This is a genomic window from Halomonas shantousis, assembly GCF_054654615.1.
Map to the genome: position 1 here is coordinate 3,349,635 of NZ_BAAIER010000002.1, position 19,891 is coordinate 3,369,525.

The following is a 19,891-nucleotide window of genomic DNA, read 5'->3' on the forward strand; positions in this document are numbered from 1 at the left end:
CTCGTAAACCTTTCTTCCAGCAAAAACGCCCCGTGACGCTTCCGGGCGGGATGCGTCACGGGGCGCTGCTGGCGTGAAGCGCGCAGGAGCCAATCCGGGAATTCAGTCCTCTTCGTCGTCGGCGATGTCACGGCCGAAGGCGCGCCACTGGGGCAGCGTCATCACCTCGGTGGATTCGGTCTGCAGGTCGTGGACGATAAGCAGCTCACCGCGTTCGAGCTGGCGGCGTAGCTGGCTAACCCAGCCACGCATGCCTTCTCCGATGTCGGTGGTGTCATAGCCCTGGCGAGTGACGAACGCCTCGAGCAGCGCCTCCAGCGTCTCTTCGGGCAGCATGCGGTAGGGTATTTCGACGAAGCGACCGCTCATGGTGCCTCCTCCTCGTTTTCGAGTTGAGCCAGACGCTCGAGAAACTGCGCCTCGTCGATCACCTCGACGCCAAGCTGGCCGGCTTTTTCCAGCTTGCTTCCCGCTCCGGGTCCCGCGACCACGCAGGCGGTCTTCTTCGACACGCTGCCCGACACCTTGGCGCCCAGCGCCTGCAGGCGCGCCTTGCCCTCGTCGCGGGTCATGCTTTCCAGCGTGCCGGTCAGCACCCAGGTCTGCCCCGCCAGCGGCTGGATGCGCTCGCCCCGCTCGACCTCTTCCCAATGCACGCCCACCGCAATCAGATCGTTGATGGTGTCGCGGTTGTGCGTCTCCTGAAAGAACGTGTGGATGTGGCTGGCCACGATCGGTCCGATATCGCTGACGGCGATCAGATCGTCAAGCGTCGCCGCCATCAGCGACTTCAACGAGCCGAAATGCTGCGCCAGTGCGATGGCGGTCGCCTCGCCGACCTCGGCGATGCCCAGCGCATAGATGAAACGCGCCAGCGTAGTATGCTTGGCTCGCTCGAGCGCGTTGACCAGATTGGTGGCCGACTTCTCGGCCAGGCGTGGCAGCTCGGCAAGCCGTGACACCTCGAGCCGGAACAGATCGGCGGGAGTGGCGACCCACTGACGCTCGACGAGCTGGTCGATCAGCTTGTCGCCGAGGCCATCGATATCCATGGCCCGCCGGCTGGCGAAGTGCTTGAAGGCCTCCTTGCGCTGTGCCGGGCAATACAGCCCCCCCGAACAGCGTGCGTCGACCTCCTCGCCGACCCGCTCCACCAGCGAGCCGCAGACCGGGCAGTGTTCGGGCAGCAGAATGGCGCGCACGTTCTCGGGCCGCTGGGTCTTGTCCACGCCGACGATCTGCGGAATCACGTCGCCGGCACGCCGGACGATGACGGTATCGCCGATGCACACGCCAAGGCGCGCGATCTCGTCCATGTTGTGCAGCGAGGCGTTGGATACCGTCACCCCGGCGACGGGCACCGGTTCCAGCTTGGCGACCGGGGTCAGCTTGCCGGTGCGCCCGACCTGGAAGACGACGTCATTGATTACCGTGGTCTGCTCCTGGGCGGGGAACTTGAAGGCGATCGCCCAGCGCGGCGCTCGCGAGACGAAGCCGAGTTCGCGCTGATCGCGCAGGTCGTCGACCTTGAGCACGGCACCGTCGATATCGTAGTCGAGCGTCTCGCGGCGCTCGCCGAGGCGTTGGCAGAAGCCGATCACGCCTTCGCTACCCTGCACCACATCCAGCTCGGGGCTGGTACGAAAGCCGAAGTCACGCAGCCGCGACATCAGCGCCGAGTGCGACGGCTGCTGAAAGGTCTCATCGATGCGCGCCACCTGGTAGGCGCAGAACTCCAGCGGACGCGTTGCGGTGATCTGCGGATCCAGCTGACGCAGGCTGCCTGCAGCCGCATTGCGCGGGTTGGCGAAGGGCTTCGCACCCTCTTCGCGGTTACGGGCATTCAACCGCTCGAACCCCGAGTGGTTCATGTAGACCTCACCGCGCACTTCGAGCAGCTCGGGTAAGGCCGTACCCCGCAGTCGCAGGGGCACCGAGGGCAGCGTGCGCAGGTTCGCGGTGATGCCTTCGCCGGTGCGGCCATCGCCGCGTGTCGCCCCCTGAATCAGTACGCCATTTTCATACACCAGCGAAACGGCCAGACCATCGAGCTTGGGCTCGCAGCAAAAGGCGATATCCTCGTCACGACTCTCCAGCTTGTCGCTGACACGCCTGACGAACGCGCAAAGCTCCTCATCATCGAAGGCGTTGTCCAGCGACAGCATGGGCACGGCGTGGCGGATTTCGGGAAAGCCTCCCACCAATGGCGCCCCGATACGCTGCGTTGGCGAGTCGGGCGTGACGATATCGGGATAGGCGGCCTCCAGCGCCTGCAGGCGACGCAGCCGACGATCGTAATCGATATCGGTCAGGGTCGGATCATCGAGGATATAGTAGCGATGATTGGCCTCCAGCAGCTCGGCGCGCAGCTTGGCGGTTTCATCAAGGACATCCTGGGGAATCTGGCTCATGGCGAGTCGGGGGCTCTGCATCGATGGGTTCGCTGGGCATGTCACGGAATGGCTCATTGTAGCCAAACCCACCGTCGCGCCATATCCCCGCCGTCCATCAACGACGACGGGGGCCGAAGCCCCCGTCCATGCTGCGCCGCTGTCTTGCTTGCCTGAAGCGTCCTGCTTGAAAGCGCTCAGTTGGCCTGATAGCGATGCAGGCGATGGCGACGCTCGAACTCCTGGACCCGCTGACGGGCGAACTCGATGGTCTGCGCCGTCATGACACTGCGGTTTTCATCCTTGAGTTCGCCGCCGAGATTGCGCACCAGCACCATCGCCGTCTCGATCATCGCCTCGAACGCCGCCGCCGTGTCATGGGCGCCGGGCAGGGGCATCAGGAAGGTCACGCCCGGTGTGGAGAACCCCTCGTCCATGGCGTCGAGATCGAAGACGCCCGGCTTGAGCACGTTGACCATCGAGAACTGCAGTTCGCTGTCTTCGGCTTCGGTCTCGTAACGGTGGAAAATCCCCATTTCACTGTAACGCAGCCCACACGCCAGCATCAGATGCAGCAGCGTTGGCCCGGGGAAGCCCTCCTCGTTGCGTGACAGCACGCTGATGACGATGACCTCTTCGGCATCGGCCAGCGTTTCGCGGGCGCGTGCCGCGCTGACGTGGTGGCGCTTGGCCCGCTCCACGGCGGGATGCTGGGTGACGACGTCATGGCGCGGTGCCGGCTCGAAGTCCTCCTCCAGCGCCGCCCCTTGCGTTTCATCATCCACCGCGTATTCCGTCTGCGGCTGGAATTCCGGCTCCGGTTCGGATTCACGCCGCACGCGAACGGGGGATTCGGCCATGTCATCACGCTCGGGAGACGTGTTCCGCTCCGCGCTCGCGGCAGAGGGACGTTGATACTCGCCTCTCTCCCTCTCTAGCTCTCGATCTCTCTCCCGAGCCGTCACGTCGGATCGCGTATCGCGCTCGGCGCGCAGCGGAGCCGGATTCGGCGAGGCGCTCGGCTCGGGTGACGCTGGCGCACTCGCGGCCTCCGCCGGCTTGGCATCGCGCAGGCTGCCGCTGCGCCATTGGGTGCGGGAGCGGATCGCATCCTTGAAGCCACGCCGCTTGATGACGCTCGGCTTGAGCTGGTCTTCGGGAATACGCTCGGTACGCCGTGGCGTCTCAGGCTGTGTCGGTTCCTTGCGCTCGTTCCGAGCGAAAGTTGCAGGCCTGACAACACGTGCCCCGCCATTGGGCAGCTCCCAATTGACTTCCGCCTCGCGAGCGGCTTCTTCGGGATCGTCCAGTGCCGCCGTCGGCTGCGCTTCGTCCGCTGCCATGTCGTCCGATACCTTGTCGTCCGATGCCAGATCGAGCCGCGGAACGCGTCGCTGACGCTGGAGGCGACGCACACCGTCAATGACGATGACCGTGACCAGAACCAGCCCCAGAATGATCAACCATTCTCGTAATTCCATGGGATGTGTTGCCTGTTCGCTATGGCGCCATGCCTGAAAACATGCTCATTGATAAGTAGCATAACGCGATTAACAAAAAATGAGCTACTTTTTTTAATTGTCAAGCAGTTCTCTTGGCTTAATCAGTGCGATGTTTTTCCCTGCTTTAATCCCATTTAACCTACCTCATTCTAACCCCGTTAACCCTGGCTCTCTTGGTTATATTGTGTTGGGTGTTGGTAACGGGATTATGAATCCTTGTCTTCCTCAGGCTTCGGCCAGTGCCGCGGCCTCCTCCACTCCCACCGATACGAGCCGGGAGACGCCGGGTTCCTGCATGGTCACGCCCATCAGCCTTTCGGCCGCCTCCATGGCGATCTTGTTGTGCGTGATATAGATGAACTGCACCGACTCCGACATGTCCTTGACGAGTCTGGCATAGCGTCCCACGTTGGCATCGTCGAGCGGTGCGTCGACCTCGTCGAGCATGCAGAATGGCGCCGGATTGAGCTGGAAGATGGCGAACACCAGCGACAGTGCAGTCAGCGCCTTCTCCCCGCCCGAGAGCAGATGGATGGTACTGTTCTTCTTGCCCGGTGGGCGCGCCATGATCGCGACGCCCGTCTCCAGCAGATCGTCGCCGGTAAGCGTCAGCCATGCCGTTCCGCCGCCGAACACCTTGGGGAACAACGCCTGGAGCCCGGCATCGACCTCATCGAAGGTCTGCTTGAAGCGCGTGCGCGTTTCCTGATCGATCTTGCGGATCGCCCGTTCGAGCGTCTCGAGCGCTTCGCTGAGTTCGGCGTGCTGCGCCTCGAGATAGTTGCGCCGCTCGGCCTGCTGATCGTACTCCTCGATGGCCGCGAGGTTGATGGCCCCCAGGCGGCGGATCCTGTCGGCGGTCTCCTCCAGACGCGTCTGCCAGGCCGACTCGGTGGCGTTGGGGTCGAGCGCCTCGAGCAGGGCCTCGACATCATGGCCCTGCTCGCCATAGCCGAGCTCGGCGAGCTGCTCGTCCTGGGCCTCGGCCTTGAGCCTGAGCGCCTGGGCCTGCATGCGGCCCTCCTCCAGCTGGCCCCGGACGGCTTCGATATTGCGCTCGTGCGCCTGCCGGCTCTGCTCCGTCTCGCGCAGCGTCTCGGCGAGGCGCTGAGCCTGATCCCGACAGGCGTTCAGCCTGGCTTCCTCGTGACTGCGCCGATGCAGGAGTTCATCGAGCTGTTCTCGGCTCTCGTCTTCCGGTTCACGCAGCGTCTCGCGCTGCTCCTCGAGTAGCGCACATTTCTCTTCCAGGCGGGCGCGCTGATCGTCGCTGCGCGAGCGCTGCTGCTCGAGGCCCGAGCGCTCGGTAGCCAGACGCTGATGTTCCAGGGCCAGACGCTGCTGATGCTCGCGCGCCGGCAACAGCCGCGTGCGCAGATGGGCCAGGCTCTCCTGCGCCTCGCGACGGTGGCGCTCCAGCGTCTCGCGTTCCTGACTGTTGGCCTCGACATCGCTCATGGCGGCCTGCCAGCGCTCCCGGGCCGCTTCCAGCTCGAGCACCTGCGTTGCGTGCCGCTCGGCCAGTTGCGCCAGTTCCTCGTCGATGTCGCGGGCACGACTGTCGACGTGCTCGAGCCGGCTGGCGAGGCTGGCCTCCTGGGTGGCCGACTGCTGGCGACGCTGAGCCAGTTCGCGCTCTTCCAGGCGCAGCCGTTCCAGCCCCGCCTCCGCATGGGTCATGACATCACGGGCCCGCACCAGCGCCTCCTCATGCCGGGCCAGGCGCTCATCGAAGCCGGCCAGCTCCCGCTCGGCCTGTTCATGCCGCTGGCGTTGGGCAATGATGCTGTCAGCCGTCTCGCCTGCGCCACGCCGGCGCGCCCAGCCCGCCCCCAGCCACAAGCCGTCAGGCGTGATGACGCTCTCCCCCGGCGCCAGCGACGCCAGGCGCTCCCAGGCCTGCTGCTGCGTATCGGCACACTGGATATGTCCCAGCAGATGGGACGCGGCACCGGCGCCCCTGACCTGCTCGGCCAGGCTCCCCGGCGGCGGCGGCGGCGCCATTTCGTCAAGCAGCGGCAGCTCGCCGCGCGGTAGCGTGGTCAGCGCCTGCTGCGCCGCTTGCGGAGAGACCAGACGCGCCTTGAGCCAAGGGGCAAGCACCCAGGCCGTCGCACCGTCCCATGGCGCGTTCGCTTCGAGGGTCTCGGCCAGACGTGGCAGCCGCGACAGGCCATGCGTCTCGAGGTGAGACTCCAGCTGCTCGTCGCCCTCCGCCAGGGCCGCCTCGAGCAGCGCCTGCAGCGAGGCCAGCTCACCCTGCAGACGGTGCTGACGCTGGCGATCCGCGTCACGGGCCGCCTCGGCGGCGTCGATCTCCGCCTGCGCCCGTTCGCGCGCCTGCTGGTATTCGAGGCGGCGGGCCTCCAGCGCTTCCTGGTCGAGATCGCACACCTCGAGCGCTTCGCGCAGTTCGTCGCGGCGGGCGCGCAGCTCATCCATCTCGGGCAGCTCTTGCTTCTGCTGGCGGCGGCGCTGCATCTGGGCAGTCAGCTCCGACAACGCCCGTTCGAGGCGCTGGATCTCACCCTGATCGCGTTCGGCGGCATGGGTCAGGCTACGGTCCTGCTCGCTGAAGCGATCCCACGCCTGGCGGGTCGCCTCGGTATGCTGTTCGGCCTCTTCGAGAGCGGCCTCGAGCAATTCCAGGGCTTCGGCGGCCTCCTCGAGTTCGGGCTCCAGCGTCGCCAGGCGCTCGTCGAGTGCCGCGCGCCGCTCCCCGTCCTCGTCGAGCAGACGATCGAGATCGAGCAGATCGCGCCGCGCCGCCTCGAGATCCTGGGCAAGCTGGCGGTCCCGTGCGCGGGCATGCTCCAGCGCCTGCTCGAGTCGTGCGATGGCCGCGCCCGTCTCGTAGAAGCGGGCCTGATGCGCCTCAAGCTGCTCGCTGATCTCGTCGTGTTCGAGGCGCGCCTGCTCGAGCCGCGACTCGCACTGTCGGCTGCCGAGAATCTCGCGCTCGACCTGAGTCTCGAACTCGCGCACCCGGGATTCCTGTTCGCGCTGCTGGGCGCGCAAGGCCCGGCCACGCAGCAGCGCCAGCTCTCCCTTCAGACGAAACTCCTGCTGCTTGAGCGTCTGATAGCGCCGTGCCGCCTCGGCCTGGCGCTTCAAGCGCTCGAGCTGCTTGTCGAGCTCCTCGCGGATGTCGTCGAGGCGCTCCAGATTCTCCTGGGTGCGGCGCATGCGGTTCTCGGTCTCGCGACGCCGTTCCTTGTATTTGGAAATCCCGGCGGCTTCCTCGAGGGTCGAGCGCAGCTCCTCGGGGCGCGCCTCGATCAGCCGCGAGATCATGCCCTGGCCGATGATGGCGTAGGAGCGTGGCCCCAGGCCCGTCCCCATGAACAGATCGGCGATATCGCGGCGCCGGCATTTCTGGCCGTTGAAGAAGTAACTGGACTGGCTGTCCCGGGTGACCACGCGCTTGACGGCAATCTCGGCGTACTGGGCATAGGGCCCGCCGAGACCGCCGTCACGGTTGTCGAAGATGAGTTCGATGGAAGCCTGACCGACCGGCTGACGACCGGTGGAGCCGTTGAAGATGACGTCGGTCATCGACTCGCCGCGCAGCGTCTTGGCCGAGGACTCGCCCATCACCCAGCGCACGGCATCGATGACGTTGGACTTGCCGCACCCGTTGGGCCCGACGATGGCGGTCATGTTGCTGTCGAACGGCACCGTGACGGCATCGACGAAGGACTTGAAACCGACCAGTTTGATGGATTTGAGACGCATGTCGGGGATGGAATTCCTCTGAACGACCGGTTCCGCGCCTGACCGGCGACCCGGCAGACGCGAAAGGTTAGCGCAGAGGAGTCTACCGAAGCCGTCCGCGTTCCCCAAGGTGCGCGGGCGGCCGAAAGCTCAGCGCCCCCGGGAGCGGACGACAGGAATGGCTATTCGTAGATGCGGTCTATCTTGACATCGACCGGGGCGTCGCCACCCGCACCCACCGCAACCGGTGCATGCTCACCGTAGAGATCTCCCGGCCGCGGCGTGGCCTGGCCGGATGCCGATACCCGTGCCACCAGACGTACCTGCTCGACCTGGGACAGCCGCGCCATGGGCGCCATGGCATCGTCATCATCAAGCGTCACCTCGAGCGGCAACTCCGATACCGGCACCTGGGTGATGGCCAGCGGCGGCAGCTTGCCCTCGACATCACGGGCGACGATGAAGACCGTCGCGTCGTCGGGCACCTGATCACGCAGCGACTCGGCCAGCGAGACATGAACCCTCACGCGAGCATCGGTTACCGCCTGTTCGCCCTCGCCCTCCGCACTCCGGGGCGCGATGCCAAGCCGGGTCTGCGCCTCGGCGATGCCCTCACGCAGCGCCGAGGCTGCACCCTCGTCCTCGAACCCGGCCACGGCACGGCGCCAGTAGTCGATGGCCTGTTCGTAACGGCCATGATCGAAGGCCTCGATGCCCAGCATGCTGAGTACCGTGGGCTGGCGCGGATCCTTGGCCAGCGCCTCGTCGACCAGCGCCTTGACGTCATCGGTCAGCGTCCGCCTCGCGTCGAAGAAGCGGACCTGCGCCAGCTGCGCCAGCAGTTCGGCATGGCGACCTTCCAGCGCAATCAGATGCTCGAGTGCCTCGCCGGCCTTGCCCAGCGCACCGGTATCGCGATACAGCGGGAACAGGGCCAGCCATACCTTGGGATTGTCGGGCTGGCGCTCGGCTTCCTGCTCGAAACGCGCGATGAGCATCTTGAGCGAGCCCTGCGGTGACTGAATGACCTCCTGCTGCGCGGCGTACAGTGCCAGATCGCCTTCGGCACCCAGGCGCTGGTAGGCGTACAGGCTACCGATTGCCAGCACCAGCAGAAGCAGCGGCACCAGTACACGTCCGGCCCTGGCCGGCTTGAGCGGCTTGCGCCGGGCGGCCTCGGTATCCTCGAGCAGGCTGCGATCGAGTTCGAGCCGGTCCTCGTCGAAGCGGGCCTGATCGATCTGCCCGTCGGCCAGTGCCGCCTCCAGCGCAGCGAGGCGCTGACGATAGACGGCCACGTTGTCCGCGTCGTTCAGCTCCCGGCTCTCGAAGGCCTGAATCTCGTCACGCACGTGCCCGGCACGCCGCAGGGGCAGCAACACCAGCCACAGGGCCGGCAATAACAACAGGGCGATACCCAACCAGAGCAGATTCATTCGGTCCTCTCGCGATGCTGATCGATAAGGGCATCGAGGCGGGCGCGCTCTTCGTCGGAAAGGGCGCGCACATGCGCGTTGCGGCGCAGGCGCACGATGAAGGCGATGAGCAGCGCTCCCAGCAGAACCAGCCCGGCGGGCAGGCCCCACAATAGCCAGGTACGCTCGCTGAGACGCGGGTTGTAGAGCACATAGTCGCCGAAGCGCTGGATCATGTAGTCCTGGATCTCGCGATCGGAGCGACCTTCCTGCAGCTGCGCCGCCACCCGTTCACGCATGTCGGCGGCGATCGGCGAGTTGGAATCGCCGATCGCCTGGTTCTCGCATTTCGGGCAACGCAGCGACTCGGTGAGATCCTCGTAGCGCTGCGCGAGCACGGGGTCGTCGAACTGGCGCACCTCGATGGCCGCCAGGGCCGGACACGTGACCAGCAGCGTCAGCAGAAGCAGGCCGATACGGGACATCATTGCCATTTGCGTACCTCGGGGAGAATCACTTGCTCGACGTCCTCGGGCGCGATGTAGCCGGTGTGGTGATAGCGGATGATGCCCTCGGCATCGACCAGGAAGGTTTCCGGTGCACCGTACACGCCAAGATCGAAGCCCAGCGACCCGTCGGGATCGAAGACGTTGAGTTCGAAGGGGTTGCCGAACTCCTCGAGGAACTCACGCCCCTTCTCGCGTGTGTCCTTGTAGTCCACGCCGACCAGGCGCACGCCGCGCCCGGCAAGCTCGAGCAGCTGGGGCATCTCCTGCTTACAGGTCGGACACCACTCCCCCCAGACATTGACCAGGGTGACCTGCCCTTCAAGCAGCGATTCGTCGACACGCGCCTCGGGATCCGCGAGGGTGGACAGGGTGAAGGCCGGGAACTCACGCGCCAGCAACGCCGAGTCGCGGGCGCTGGGGTCCAGCGCCAGGCCACGGTAGAGAAATATCCCCAGGATCACGAAAAGCAGCAGAGGGATGAGCAGCAACAGTCGGCGCTTCATGCGTGCACCTCCCGCGTCGCCTGCAGGGTGGCCGGCGACGTCGCCTCGCGACGCTGGCGCCGGTAGCGGCGATCGAGCACGGCCAGAATGCCGCCCGCGGCCATGAACAGCGCCCCCAGCCATAGCCAGCGTACGAACGGCTTGACCTGGATGCGCATGGCCCAGGCGCCATTGCCCAGATCCTCCCCCATCGCCACGTAGAGGTCCCGCAGCAACCCCGGACGCAGCGCCACATCGGTCATCGGCATGCCGCGCGCCAGATAGAGACGCTTCTCGGGATGCATGGTGGTGACGGCCCGGCCGTCGCGCGAGACTTCCACCGTCGCCGTGTCGGCAACGAAGTTAGGGCCGCGTCGCTCGCCGAGACCCGTCATGGTGAAGGTGAAGCCTCCCACCTCGACCTGCTCGCCCGGCGCCAGACGCACGTTACGCTCGAGAGCATAGTTCGACACCATGGTCACCCCGACGATGGTCACGGCGAGACCCAGATGGCCGACGACCATACCCCAGTACGACAGCGAGAGTCTGCCCAGCCCAGCCCGCCGCGACTTGGCGGTGCGCGTCTTGTCGAAAAGATCGCGCAGCAATGGCAGCACGATCCACAGCGCAGCCACGAAGCCCAGGGTCACGGCCAGGTTCCAGGCCCCGTCGTAGAGCAGCGGGAACGACACGGCAATGACCAGCGCCACGACGCCGGCACCCCACAGCCGGCGCAACAGCTCGCGCCCGGCCATCTGCTTCCAGCGGGCGACCGGTCCCAGGCCCATGAACAGACACAGCAGAGTGGTCAGCGGCACGAACAGAGCATTGAAGTACGGCGGGCCGACACTAATCTTGCCCAGATCCAGTGCGTCGAGCAGCAGCGGATAGATCGTTCCCAGCAGTACGGTCACGGTCATGATGACCAGAATGATGTTGTTGATCAGCAGCAGGGCATCGCGAGACAGCCAGCCGAAGCCGACGACGCTGCTGACACGTGGCGCGCGCAGGGCGAAGATCAACAGCGAGACGCCTACGGTCAGCCCCAGCAGCACCAGAATGAAAGTACCGCGCGAGGGATCGTTGGCAAAGGCGTGCACCGAGGTCAGCACGCCGGAACGCACCAGGAAGGTTCCCAGCAACGACAGCGAGAAAGTGAAGATCGCCAGCAGCACCGTCCAGCTCTTGAAGCTACCGCGCTTTTCGGTGACCGCCAGCGAATGGATCAGCGCCGTGCCGCACAGCCAGGGTAGCAGCGAGGCGTTTTCCACCGGGTCCCAGAACCACCAGCCGCCCCAGCCCAGTTCGTAGTAGGCCCACCAGCTGCCGAGCGCGATGCCCACGGTCAGGAAGGCCCAGGCGATATTGGTCCAGGGACGCGCCCAGCGCGTCCAGGCAGCATCGAGGCGTCCACCGAGCAGCGCCGCCATGGCAAAGGCGAAGACCACCGAGAAGCCTACATAGCCCATGTAGAGCATCGGCGGGTGAATCACCAGGCCGAAGTCCTGCAGCAGCGGATTGAGATCGCCGCCATCCTGGGGCATGTCCGGCAGCAGACGCTCGAAGGGGTTGGAGGTCATGATGATGAACAGCAGGAAACCGGCGCTGACCACCCCCATCACGCCCAGCACCCTGGCCAGCATGTCACGCGGCAGATTGCGCGAGTACAGGCTCACCGCGAACCCCCAGCCGCCGAGCATCAGGCTCCACAGCAGCACCGACCCTTCATGGCTGCCCCACACGGCACTGAACTTGTAGTACCAGGGCAGCATCGAGTTGGAGTTGTTGGCGACATAGGCCACGCTGAAATCGTCGAGCAGGAAACTGCCCGTCAGGCATAGGTAAGCCACCAGCAGGAAGGCGAACTGCCCCCATGCCATGGGCTGGGCGAAGGCGATCCACAACGGTCGACGCGTGGCGGCACCGGCAAGGGGCACGACGGCCTGCAGACAGGCCAGGCCCAGCGCGATGATCAGCGCGAAATGGCCGAGTTCGGGGAGAATTCTCGTCAGCATGGCGGTTCCACGTTTCGTTTGGCGACCATCTCAGCGATGGCCGTCGGCTGGCCTCGAGTTATTCGACGGCATCGTGCGGCATCTTGCCCTTCATGGCCTCGGCCACCTCGGGCGGCATGTAATTCTCGTCGTGCTTGGCCAGCACCTGATCCGCGCGCAGCAGATCATGCTCGAGCCGCCCGACCACGACGACGCCCTGCCCTTCGCGGAACAGGTCCGGCAGAATGCCGCTGTAGCGTACCGTGAGATCGTTGTGATAATCCGTCACCACGAACGAGACGTCGAGGCTCTCGGCGTCACGCTGCACGCTGCCTTCCTTGACCATACCGCCCGCCCGTAGCGTGCGTCCCTGGGGCGCCTCGCCAGCGGCGATCTGTTCTGGCGTGAAGAACAGGTTGATGTTCGAGCGCAGGGCGTAAAGGGTCAGCCCCACGGCGATGGCCGCCAGAGCAATCAGCCCCAGCAGGATATACAGGCGTTGCTTGCGTTTGGGCTTCATCATGTCTTCTCGTTCAGGCTGTGCTCGCGACGATTGCGCCGCTGCAGGTCACGGATCAGGCGACGGCGCTCGAGACGGGCATGGACCACGCTGGCAACCAGCAGGCCTGCACTCAGTCCCCAGGCGCTCCAGACATAGGAAGCATGCCCCCCCATCGCCACCAGTTGGGAAAACGACTCGAAAGCCATCACTGCGCCCTCTTGTCAGCCGATCCGTCGGCCAGTTCACGCACCCAGCGAGCCCGGGATTCGCGCTTGAGAATTTCATTGCGTGTACGCATCAGGGTCAGCGCCACGAAGAAGCAATAGAACCCCACGACCATGACCAGCAGCGGCAGCCACATCTCGCTGGGCATGCCCGGGCGCTCGGTCAGGGTAAAGGTGGCCGGCTGATGGAGCGTATTCCACCATTCGACCGAGTACTTGATGATCGGAATGTTGACCACGCCGACGATGGCCAGGATGGAAGCGGCACGCGCGCCGCTGTCGCGGCTGGCAAAGGCGCCACGCAGCGCGATCACCCCCAGATACAGGAACAGCTGGATCAGCATCGAGGTCAGGCGTGCGTCCCAGACCCACCAGGTTCCCCAGGTGGGCACGCCCCACACGGCCCCGGAAAACAGCGCGATGAAGGTCATCACCGCCCCGAACGGTGCCACAACCGTCGCGACCATGTCGGCCAGCTTGATCTTCCATACCAGATGGATGACACCGGCCACGGCCAGCAGCATGAAGCACGACTGGGCCAGGATCGCCGCCGGTACGTGAACGTAAATGATGCGGAAACTGTTGCCCTGCTGGTAGTCGGCGGGTGCGAAGGCAAGGCTCCAGACGCTGCCGACCGTCAGCAGCAGCACCGCTGCCGTCCAGAACCAGGGCTGCCAGCGTCCGCTGATCGCGTAAAACCACTTGGGGGATCCCAGCTTATGGAAAAAGGCCCACACCGTTATGTCCTCAACCGTTGATACTGATGCGCAGCGCCGCGGCAATGGCCCAGGGCGAAAGCGCAAGTGCGACAGCCAGCAGCGCACCGAGAATGGCCAGATAAGGCGCGACGCTCATGCCGAGAATCGCTGCCTGCACCGCACCGGCACCGAAGATCAGCACCGGAATGTACAGCGGCAGCACCAGCAGCGACAGCAGTACCCCGCCCCGGGTGAGGCCCACCGTCAGCGCCGCGCCGATCGCCCCGATCAGGCTCAGGGTGGCGCTGCCCAGGGCCAGCGAGACGGCCAGTGCCACGTAGCTTCCCGTCGGCAGCGACAGCAGGATACCCAACAGCGGCGCCATCAGGGCCAGCGGCAGTCCGGTCAGCAGCCAGTGCACCGCGACCTTGGCCAGTGCCAGTACCGCCAGCGGCTGCGGCGAAAGCAGCATCTGTTCCAGACTGCCATCATCGAAGTCGGCACGAAACAGGGAATCCAGCGACAGTAATGTGGCCAGCAGCGCCGCAACCCACAGCAACCCCGGCGCGATGGTCGCCAGCAATTGCGGTTCCGGCGCGATGCCCAGCGGGAACAGCGTGATCACCAGGGCGAAAAAGACCAGCGGATTCATGACCTCGCTGCGGCGGCGCAGCATCAGCGTCAGATCGCGCTTCACGGTTGCCGCCAATGCGACCGCCAGGCCGTCCTTTGGTTCACTCGATGGCATCGGCGACCTCGTCCCGATCCACACGCGGCCCCTTGCCCTGGCGGCCCAGGCCTACGCGGCGGATATCGCCCAGCGGCGCCAGGTCATGATGCGTGGTCAGCAGAACACTACCTCCCTCACGGGCGTGGCGCAGCAGACGCTGCTCCAGTGCAGCGACGCCATCCTTGTCGATAGCGGTGAACGGCTCATCGAGTATCCACAGCGGACGGGGAATCAGATCGAGCCGGGCCAGCGCCACGCGACGCTGCTGACCGGCGGACAGCTGCTGGACGGGCATGTCCTCGAAACCACGCAGGCCGACGCCGGCCAGCGCCGCGAAACGTGCGGCCTCATCGCCTCGCTCGCCGGCCAGGGCCTGGTACCAGGCGAGATTCTCCAGAGGCGTCAGCGCCGCCTTGATGCCCGGTGCGTGCCCCAGATACAGCAGATTACCCAGAAAATCACCACGCGCCTTGCGCATCGGCCGGCCCTGCCAGAACAGCTCGCCTTCGTGGTCGCCGAGCTGTCCGGAAAGGATCTTCAGCAGCGTGGTCTTGCCACTGCCGTTGGGACCTTCGATACGGACGATTTCGCCACCGCCGACCGTGATGTCCAGGTCGCGAAAGAGCCAGCGATCGTCGCGCTCGCACCCCAGCTTTCGTGTCTCCAGGCTGACCGTCACCGCACCATCCATACCGCTTTTCACCCCTGTCAATCAGGCCGGAACTCTACACGCAAAGCCATCCCCTGCCAATTTCGCCTGCTGCGTCTACCCGTCGCAGGCCACGGCTGGCGGACATTTCACGCCACTGGACGAAACCAGACTTGCCGCCACAGGAAGGCTTGATATGATGCCCAGTGTCGCGCCAGAGCTCGCGTCTCATCCCGAGGAGAGATCCATGCTGCAAGACACGCCGCACTATCTGCATCGCCTGCCGAACCTGCCACTATCCGAAAGTGCCTGGGAGGAAGTCGACGCCACGGACCTGGTCGAGGTCCCCCTGCTCGGTCAGGTGGCGGCGGGCTTGCCGATGGAAGCCTGCCCCGACAATGTCACCGTACGTATTCCATCACGAATGGTACGTCGTAACACCTACGCCTTGCGCGTACGTGGCGATTCCATGATCGACAGCAACATTTTCGATGGCGACATCATCATTATCGAGCGCTACGAGTCCGCCGAGAACGGCGAGACGGCGGTGGTCCTGATCAACAATCAGGAAGTCACGCTGAAGAAACTCTACATCGAGAAGTCGGGGGTGCGCCTGCAGCCCGCCAACGAGACGATGCCGCCGATCTATCTCAAGAACGACGATGTTCAGGTGCTCGGGCTGGTCATGGGCGTGATGCGCCACGCCCCCAACGCCGCCGCCTGATGCGCTATCCCGTTCCCGACCTCTCTGCGGGCGTCAGGCACGAAGCCGAGCTGAGCATCGACAGAAGCCGCTTCATCACCTGGTTTTGCCACGCTCCCCATCCCGAGGACTTCGAGACCCTCCTCGCCCAGGCACGTAAGACGCATCCCGGCGCCAGCCATCACTGCTCGGCCTTCATCGCCGGGGCGCCCGGCGAGCAGATCGCCATCGGGTTCTCCGATGACGGCGAGCCTGGCGGCACCGCTGGTCGTCCCATGTATCAGGCACTGGAAGGATCCGGTATCGGCCAGATCGGCTGCGTGGTGATCCGCTATTTCGGTGGCATCAAGCTCGGCACCGGGGGGCTGGTACGCGCCTATACCCAGGCGGTCCTGCAGGCGCTCGAGACGCTGCCCCGGCGCGATCACCTCGAACGCCGCCCGCTGCGTGTGCGTGTCGATTTCGCCGGCGAAGCCCAGGCCCGCACCTGGTTCGAGACCCAGGAAGCGCGTGTCGAACACGTCGAGTACGCCGGCGACGGCGTCACACTGCACATCGCCTGGCCCCGCGAACGCGATATCGACCTGAGCGGCCTGGAAGCACGTCTCAAGGGGCGCATCACTCTGCTGGAAGAGTGACGCCTCTCCCGGCAAAGTCCCTACCGGCAAAAGATCTTTATCGGCAAAAAGGTCTTCACCGGAAAAGACCGTCAACGGAAAAGACCCCACGCGACGTCACGAGCGACGGCAACGCCAGGCGAAACGTGTCCTTACCCCAGATATTTGATCATCACCCCCGCTGCGACCGCCGAGCCGATGACCCCGGCCACGTTGGGGCCCATGGCATGCATGAGCAGGAAATTGTGCGGATTGTATTCCAGCCCGATCTTGTTCGACACGCGAGCCGCCATGGGCACCGCCGAGACGCCGGCGGAGCCGATCAGCGGATTGATCGGCTCCTTCGTCATGCGGTTCATCAGCTTGGCCATCAGCACACCACACGCCGTGCCGATACCGAACGCCACCACGCCCAGCCCGAGAATCCCTAGCGTTTCCACGGCCAAAAAACGATCGGCAACCAGCTTGGAGCCCACCGACAGGCCGAGGAAGATGGTGGTGATATTGATCAGGGCGTTCTGCGTGGTGTCGGAGAGCCGTTCGACCACACCGCACTCGCGCATCAGGTTGCCGAAGCAGAACATGCCGAGCAGCGGCGCGGCATCGGGCAGGAACAGTACCACCAGAATCAACAGCACCAGCGGGAAGAGAATCTTCTCGAGCCTGGAGACGGGCCGCAGTTGGGTCATGACGATGCGACGCTCGGCCTTGCTGGTCAGGACGCGCATGATCGGCGGCTGAATCAGCGGCACCAGTGCCATGTAGGAGTAGGAGGCCACGGCGATCGCCCCCAGGAGCTCCGGCGCCAGCAGGCTGGAAACATAGATCGAGGTCGGCCCGTCCGCTCCACCGATGATGCCGATCGCTGCGGACTGCTGCAGCGTGAAATCCATGACACCGGCAGCGGACAGTCCCACGGCGCCGAGCAGCGTGGCGAAGATGCCGAACTGGGCCGCGGCACCCAGAAATAGGGTCTTGGGATTGGCCAGCAACGGGCCGAAGTCGGTCATCGCCCCGACGCCCATGAAGATCACCAGCGGCGCGATACCCGAGGCGATCGCCACGCTGTAGAAGTTGTAGAGCATGCCATTGGCATAACCGGCGTCCATCGCCACATCGCTCGCCGCCCGCAGCAGCGCCGGTGAGGTGTCGCCATGCAGCACCTCGGCCAGGGTATGCCGCCAGGCCTCGAGGGGCGCCCCGGACTCCAGCGTCACGTGCAGTGCCGCGGCCATCTGTTCGAGCACCGCGGGCCGCGCCAGATGGGCAGCCTGTTCGGCGGCCGACAGCGCCAGCCCGGCCTCCGGAATGTTGGCCAGGATGCCGCCGAAGCCGATCGGTACCAGCAGCAGCGGTTCGAACCCCTTGCGGATCGCGAGATAGAGCAGGAGAAGACCGACGACGATCATCACCGCCTGCCCCCACGTCAGGTTATAGAGCCCCGATCCCTGCCAGAGGCTGAGCAACTTATCCATGAGCGCGCCTCAGAGCAGAACCAGTTCGTCGCCGACAGCTACGCTATCGCCTTCCTTGACCTTGATCTCGGAGACCGTACCGGCGACGCTGGTGCGCACCTCTGTCTCCATCTTCATGGCCTCGAGGATGATCACCACGTCGCCCTCGGCAACGCTGTCGCCCGGTTTGACGTTGACCTTGAAGATGTTGCCCGCCAGCGGGGCAGTGACCGCTTCTCCCGCCGAGGGTGCCGAGGTCTCGTCGCGGGCAACCGCCGATGTGTTGCTGGAAGGTGCGGAACTGCCGGCCTGGATTCGACCGATATCGCCGCCTTCACTGACTTCGACGATATATTCCTTGCCGTTGACCTTGACGGTGTAGGTTTCCGGCCCGCCGTTCGGCGCAGCACTGACGGCCGCGTCCGGCTTGTTCCTGACCGCTGGTGTCTGGGCCTGGGCCTGGGCCTGGGCCGCCTGGGGTACGGGCTCGAAAGCCTCGGGATTGTCGCGGTTCCTGAGAAATTTCTGGCCGATCTGCGGAAACAGGGCATAGGTCAACACGTCGTCGACTTCCCGTTCGCCGTCTTCGAGACGAATCCCCTCCTCCCGGGCCTTGCCGCGCAACTCCTTGGTCAGGCGCTCCATTTCCGGCTCGAGATTGTCTGCGGGGCGGCAGGTGATCGGCTCGCGCCCCTCCAGCACCCGTTTCTGGAGCCCGGTATCGAAGGGGGCCGGAGCTGCGCCATATTCTCCCTTGAGCAGTGCCTGGACCTCCTTGGAGATGGACTTGTAACGTTCACCCATCATCACGTTCATCACCGCCTGCGTCCCGACGATCTGCGACGTCGGCGTCACCAGCGGAATGAAGCCCAGGTCCTCGCGCACCTTGGGAATCTCGGCCAGCACGTCGTCGAGCTTGTCACCGGCGCCCTGCTCCTTGAGCTGGCTCTCCATGTTGGTCAGCATGCCGCCCGGCACCTGGGCCAGCAGAATGCGCGAGTCGATGCCCCTGAGCGACCCCTCGAAAGCCGCATATTTCTTGCGCACCTCGCGGAAGTAGGCGGCGATATCCTCGAGCAGCGCCAGATCGAGCCCGGTATCACGGTCGGTTTCCTGCATGATCGCCACCACCGATTCGGTGGGGCTGTGCCCGTAGGTCATCGACATCGAGGAGATGGCGGTGTCGACGTTGTCGATACCGGCCTCCACGGCCTTGACGATGGTGGCAGTCGACAACCCGGTCGTGGCATGGCAGTGCAGCTGGACAGGAATCGACAGACTGGCCTTGAGCCGGGAGACCAGCTCGAACGCGGTATAGGGCGTGAGCAGCCCGGCCATGTCCTTGATGGCAATGGAGTGAGCGCCCATGTCCTCGATGCGCCGGGCCAGGTCGACCCACCCCTCGAGGGTGTGGACCGGGCTCACGGTATAGGAGATGGTTCCCTGGGCATGGCCATTCTGCTTGAGTACCGCCTGGATCGGCCGCTCGAGGTTGCGTGGATCGTTCATGGCATCGAAGACACGGAACACATCGATACCGTTGGTGCGCGCCCGCTCGACGAACCTGTCGACCACGTCGTCGGCGTAGTGCCGGTAGCCGAGCAGGTTCTGACCGCGCAGCAGCATCTGCTGAGGCGTGTTGGGCATGGCCTCCTTGAGCGCCCGGATGCGTGCCCAGGGATCCTCGCCGAGGTAGCGGATGCAGGCATCGAAGGTCGCACCTCCCCAGGACTCCACCGACCAGAAACCGACCCGGTCGAGCTTCTCGGCGATAGGCAGCATGTCGTCCAGGCGCATGCGGGTGGCAAACAGCGATTGGTGCGCGTCGCGCAGCACCACGTCGGTAATGCCCAGGGGGCGTTTGCTCTCGCTCATGAAGGTATCCTGCTCGTGATTTCAATCATGTTAAACTCTGCCGGCCGCTTCCTGCGGCCTGGGCGGTATCAATGGCGGTCCCGCCTCTGGCGGTGGCGCTGAATGGCGGCACTGATCACCGCCACCAGTTCGCCATCCTCGTGTGCGGGCACCGCGGTGCTGGACTTGCGTGAGGCCGGTGCCGCTTGCGGTGCAAAACGCATGACCAGACGCGACATGGCACTCATGGCGATTACCAGCACACTCAGGAACACGAAGACGAAGCCCATGCCGAACAGCATCAGGCTGAAGCCTTCCTGTACCAGTTGTGATCCTTCCATCTCGATTGCTCCCTGGTCATGGCTACCCGGCATGCAGGCCTGCAGCACGTTAAACGGGCATCAAGCCAATCTGCCTGATCCATAATTTTTTGCAATGGCACCATTGTTGAGTA

At 65.0% G+C, this 19,891-nt stretch carries 18 protein-coding genes; 2 read left to right on the top strand and 16 right to left on the bottom strand.

From position 1 onward, the window contains the following. Positions 1 to 102: 102 nt before the first annotated feature. From ACYQ12_RS15840 to ccmA, 13 genes are all read right to left on the bottom strand, one after another. Positions 103 to 369 carry a YheU family protein gene (locus ACYQ12_RS15840; protein WP_459873604.1) on the bottom strand — a complete coding sequence of 89 codons (267 nt, stop codon included), beginning with the start codon at positions 367 to 369 and terminating at the stop codon, positions 103 to 105. After that, positions 366 to 2,411, bottom strand: coding sequence for an NAD-dependent DNA ligase LigA (ligA, locus tag ACYQ12_RS15845; protein WP_459873606.1), 2,046 nt, complete (start codon positions 2,409 to 2,411; stop codon positions 366 to 368). The genes ACYQ12_RS15840 and ligA overlap by 4 nt, the downstream gene beginning before the upstream one ends. 176 nt (positions 2,412 to 2,587) lie before the next feature. After that, complete coding sequence (gene zipA, locus ACYQ12_RS15850; RefSeq protein ID WP_459873608.1) at positions 2,588 to 3,871, bottom strand: cell division protein ZipA; 1,284 nt, start codon at positions 3,869 to 3,871, stop codon at positions 2,588 to 2,590. 246 nt (positions 3,872 to 4,117) lie between these two features. Beyond that, on the bottom strand, positions 4,118 to 7,627 hold the full coding sequence (gene smc, locus ACYQ12_RS15855; RefSeq protein WP_459873613.1) for a chromosome segregation protein SMC: 3,510 nt from the start codon (positions 7,625 to 7,627) through the stop codon (positions 4,118 to 4,120). Between the two features lie 161 nt (positions 7,628 to 7,788). Beyond that, a complete protein-coding gene (gene ccmI, locus ACYQ12_RS15860; protein WP_459873615.1) occupies positions 7,789 to 9,042 on the bottom strand; it encodes a c-type cytochrome biogenesis protein CcmI in 1,254 nt (417 codons plus the stop codon). Beyond that, a complete protein-coding gene (locus ACYQ12_RS15865) occupies positions 9,039 to 9,515 on the bottom strand; it encodes a cytochrome c-type biogenesis protein (protein WP_459873617.1) in 477 nt (158 codons plus the stop codon). Before ACYQ12_RS15865 ends, ccmI begins: the two co-directional genes overlap by 4 nt. Then, on the bottom strand, positions 9,506 to 10,033 hold the full coding sequence (locus tag ACYQ12_RS15870; RefSeq protein WP_459873619.1) for a DsbE family thiol:disulfide interchange protein: 528 nt from the start codon (positions 10,031 to 10,033) through the stop codon (positions 9,506 to 9,508). Before ACYQ12_RS15870 ends, ACYQ12_RS15865 begins: the two co-directional genes overlap by 10 nt. Next, positions 10,030 to 12,027 (bottom strand): heme lyase CcmF/NrfE family subunit, encoded by a 1,998-nt coding sequence (locus ACYQ12_RS15875; RefSeq protein WP_459873621.1) that lies wholly within the window; start codon positions 12,025 to 12,027, stop codon positions 10,030 to 10,032. The genes ACYQ12_RS15870 and ACYQ12_RS15875 overlap by 4 nt, the downstream gene beginning before the upstream one ends. A gap of 58 nt (positions 12,028 to 12,085) precedes the next feature. Further along, the gene (gene ccmE, locus ACYQ12_RS15880; RefSeq protein WP_459874535.1) at positions 12,086 to 12,526 is read right to left on the bottom strand and encodes a cytochrome c maturation protein CcmE; all 441 of its coding nucleotides are present in this window, start codon (positions 12,524 to 12,526) and stop codon (positions 12,086 to 12,088) included. Then, a complete protein-coding gene (gene ccmD, locus ACYQ12_RS15885) occupies positions 12,526 to 12,714 on the bottom strand; it encodes a heme exporter protein CcmD (RefSeq protein WP_459873623.1) in 189 nt (62 codons plus the stop codon). Before ccmD ends, ccmE begins: the two co-directional genes overlap by 1 nt. Beyond that, positions 12,714 to 13,469, bottom strand: coding sequence for a heme ABC transporter permease (locus tag ACYQ12_RS15890; protein WP_459873625.1), 756 nt, complete (start codon positions 13,467 to 13,469; stop codon positions 12,714 to 12,716). The genes ccmD and ACYQ12_RS15890 overlap by 1 nt, the downstream gene beginning before the upstream one ends. Before the next feature lie 10 nt (positions 13,470 to 13,479). Further along, entirely contained in the window at positions 13,480 to 14,178 is a 699-nt protein-coding gene (ccmB, locus tag ACYQ12_RS15895; protein ID WP_459873627.1) for a heme exporter protein CcmB, read from the bottom strand. After that, complete coding sequence (gene ccmA / locus ACYQ12_RS15900) at positions 14,165 to 14,851, bottom strand: cytochrome c biogenesis heme-transporting ATPase CcmA (RefSeq protein WP_459873629.1); 687 nt, start codon at positions 14,849 to 14,851, stop codon at positions 14,165 to 14,167. Before ccmA ends, ccmB begins: the two co-directional genes overlap by 14 nt. A 205-nt stretch (positions 14,852 to 15,056) precedes the next feature. Between ccmA and ACYQ12_RS15905 the strand changes: the two genes are divergently transcribed. Together ACYQ12_RS15905 and ACYQ12_RS15910 are read left to right on the top strand one after the other, a co-directional pair. Beyond that, positions 15,057 to 15,533: a LexA family protein gene (locus tag ACYQ12_RS15905; protein ID WP_459873631.1), complete on the top strand. Its 477-nt coding sequence runs from the start codon at positions 15,057 to 15,059 to the stop codon at positions 15,531 to 15,533. Next, the gene (locus ACYQ12_RS15910) at positions 15,533 to 16,150 is read left to right on the top strand and encodes an IMPACT family protein (protein WP_459873633.1); all 618 of its coding nucleotides are present in this window, start codon (positions 15,533 to 15,535) and stop codon (positions 16,148 to 16,150) included. Before ACYQ12_RS15905 ends, ACYQ12_RS15910 begins: the two co-directional genes overlap by 1 nt. 131 nt (positions 16,151 to 16,281) lie before the next feature. Here ACYQ12_RS15910 and ACYQ12_RS15915 read toward each other — a convergent pair whose 3' ends face one another. The 3 genes from ACYQ12_RS15915 to ACYQ12_RS15925 form a co-directional block, all read right to left on the bottom strand. Further along, complete coding sequence (locus ACYQ12_RS15915; RefSeq protein WP_459873635.1) at positions 16,282 to 17,604, bottom strand: sodium ion-translocating decarboxylase subunit beta; 1,323 nt, start codon at positions 17,602 to 17,604, stop codon at positions 16,282 to 16,284. A gap of 9 nt (positions 17,605 to 17,613) precedes the next feature. Then, the gene (gene oadA, locus ACYQ12_RS15920; protein WP_459873637.1) at positions 17,614 to 19,458 is read right to left on the bottom strand and encodes a sodium-extruding oxaloacetate decarboxylase subunit alpha; all 1,845 of its coding nucleotides are present in this window, start codon (positions 19,456 to 19,458) and stop codon (positions 17,614 to 17,616) included. A gap of 68 nt (positions 19,459 to 19,526) precedes the next feature. After that, positions 19,527 to 19,778, bottom strand: a complete 252-nt coding sequence (locus ACYQ12_RS15925) for an OadG family protein (protein WP_459873639.1) — start codon at positions 19,776 to 19,778, stop codon at positions 19,527 to 19,529. Between the last annotated feature and the right edge of the window lie 113 nt (positions 19,779 to 19,891).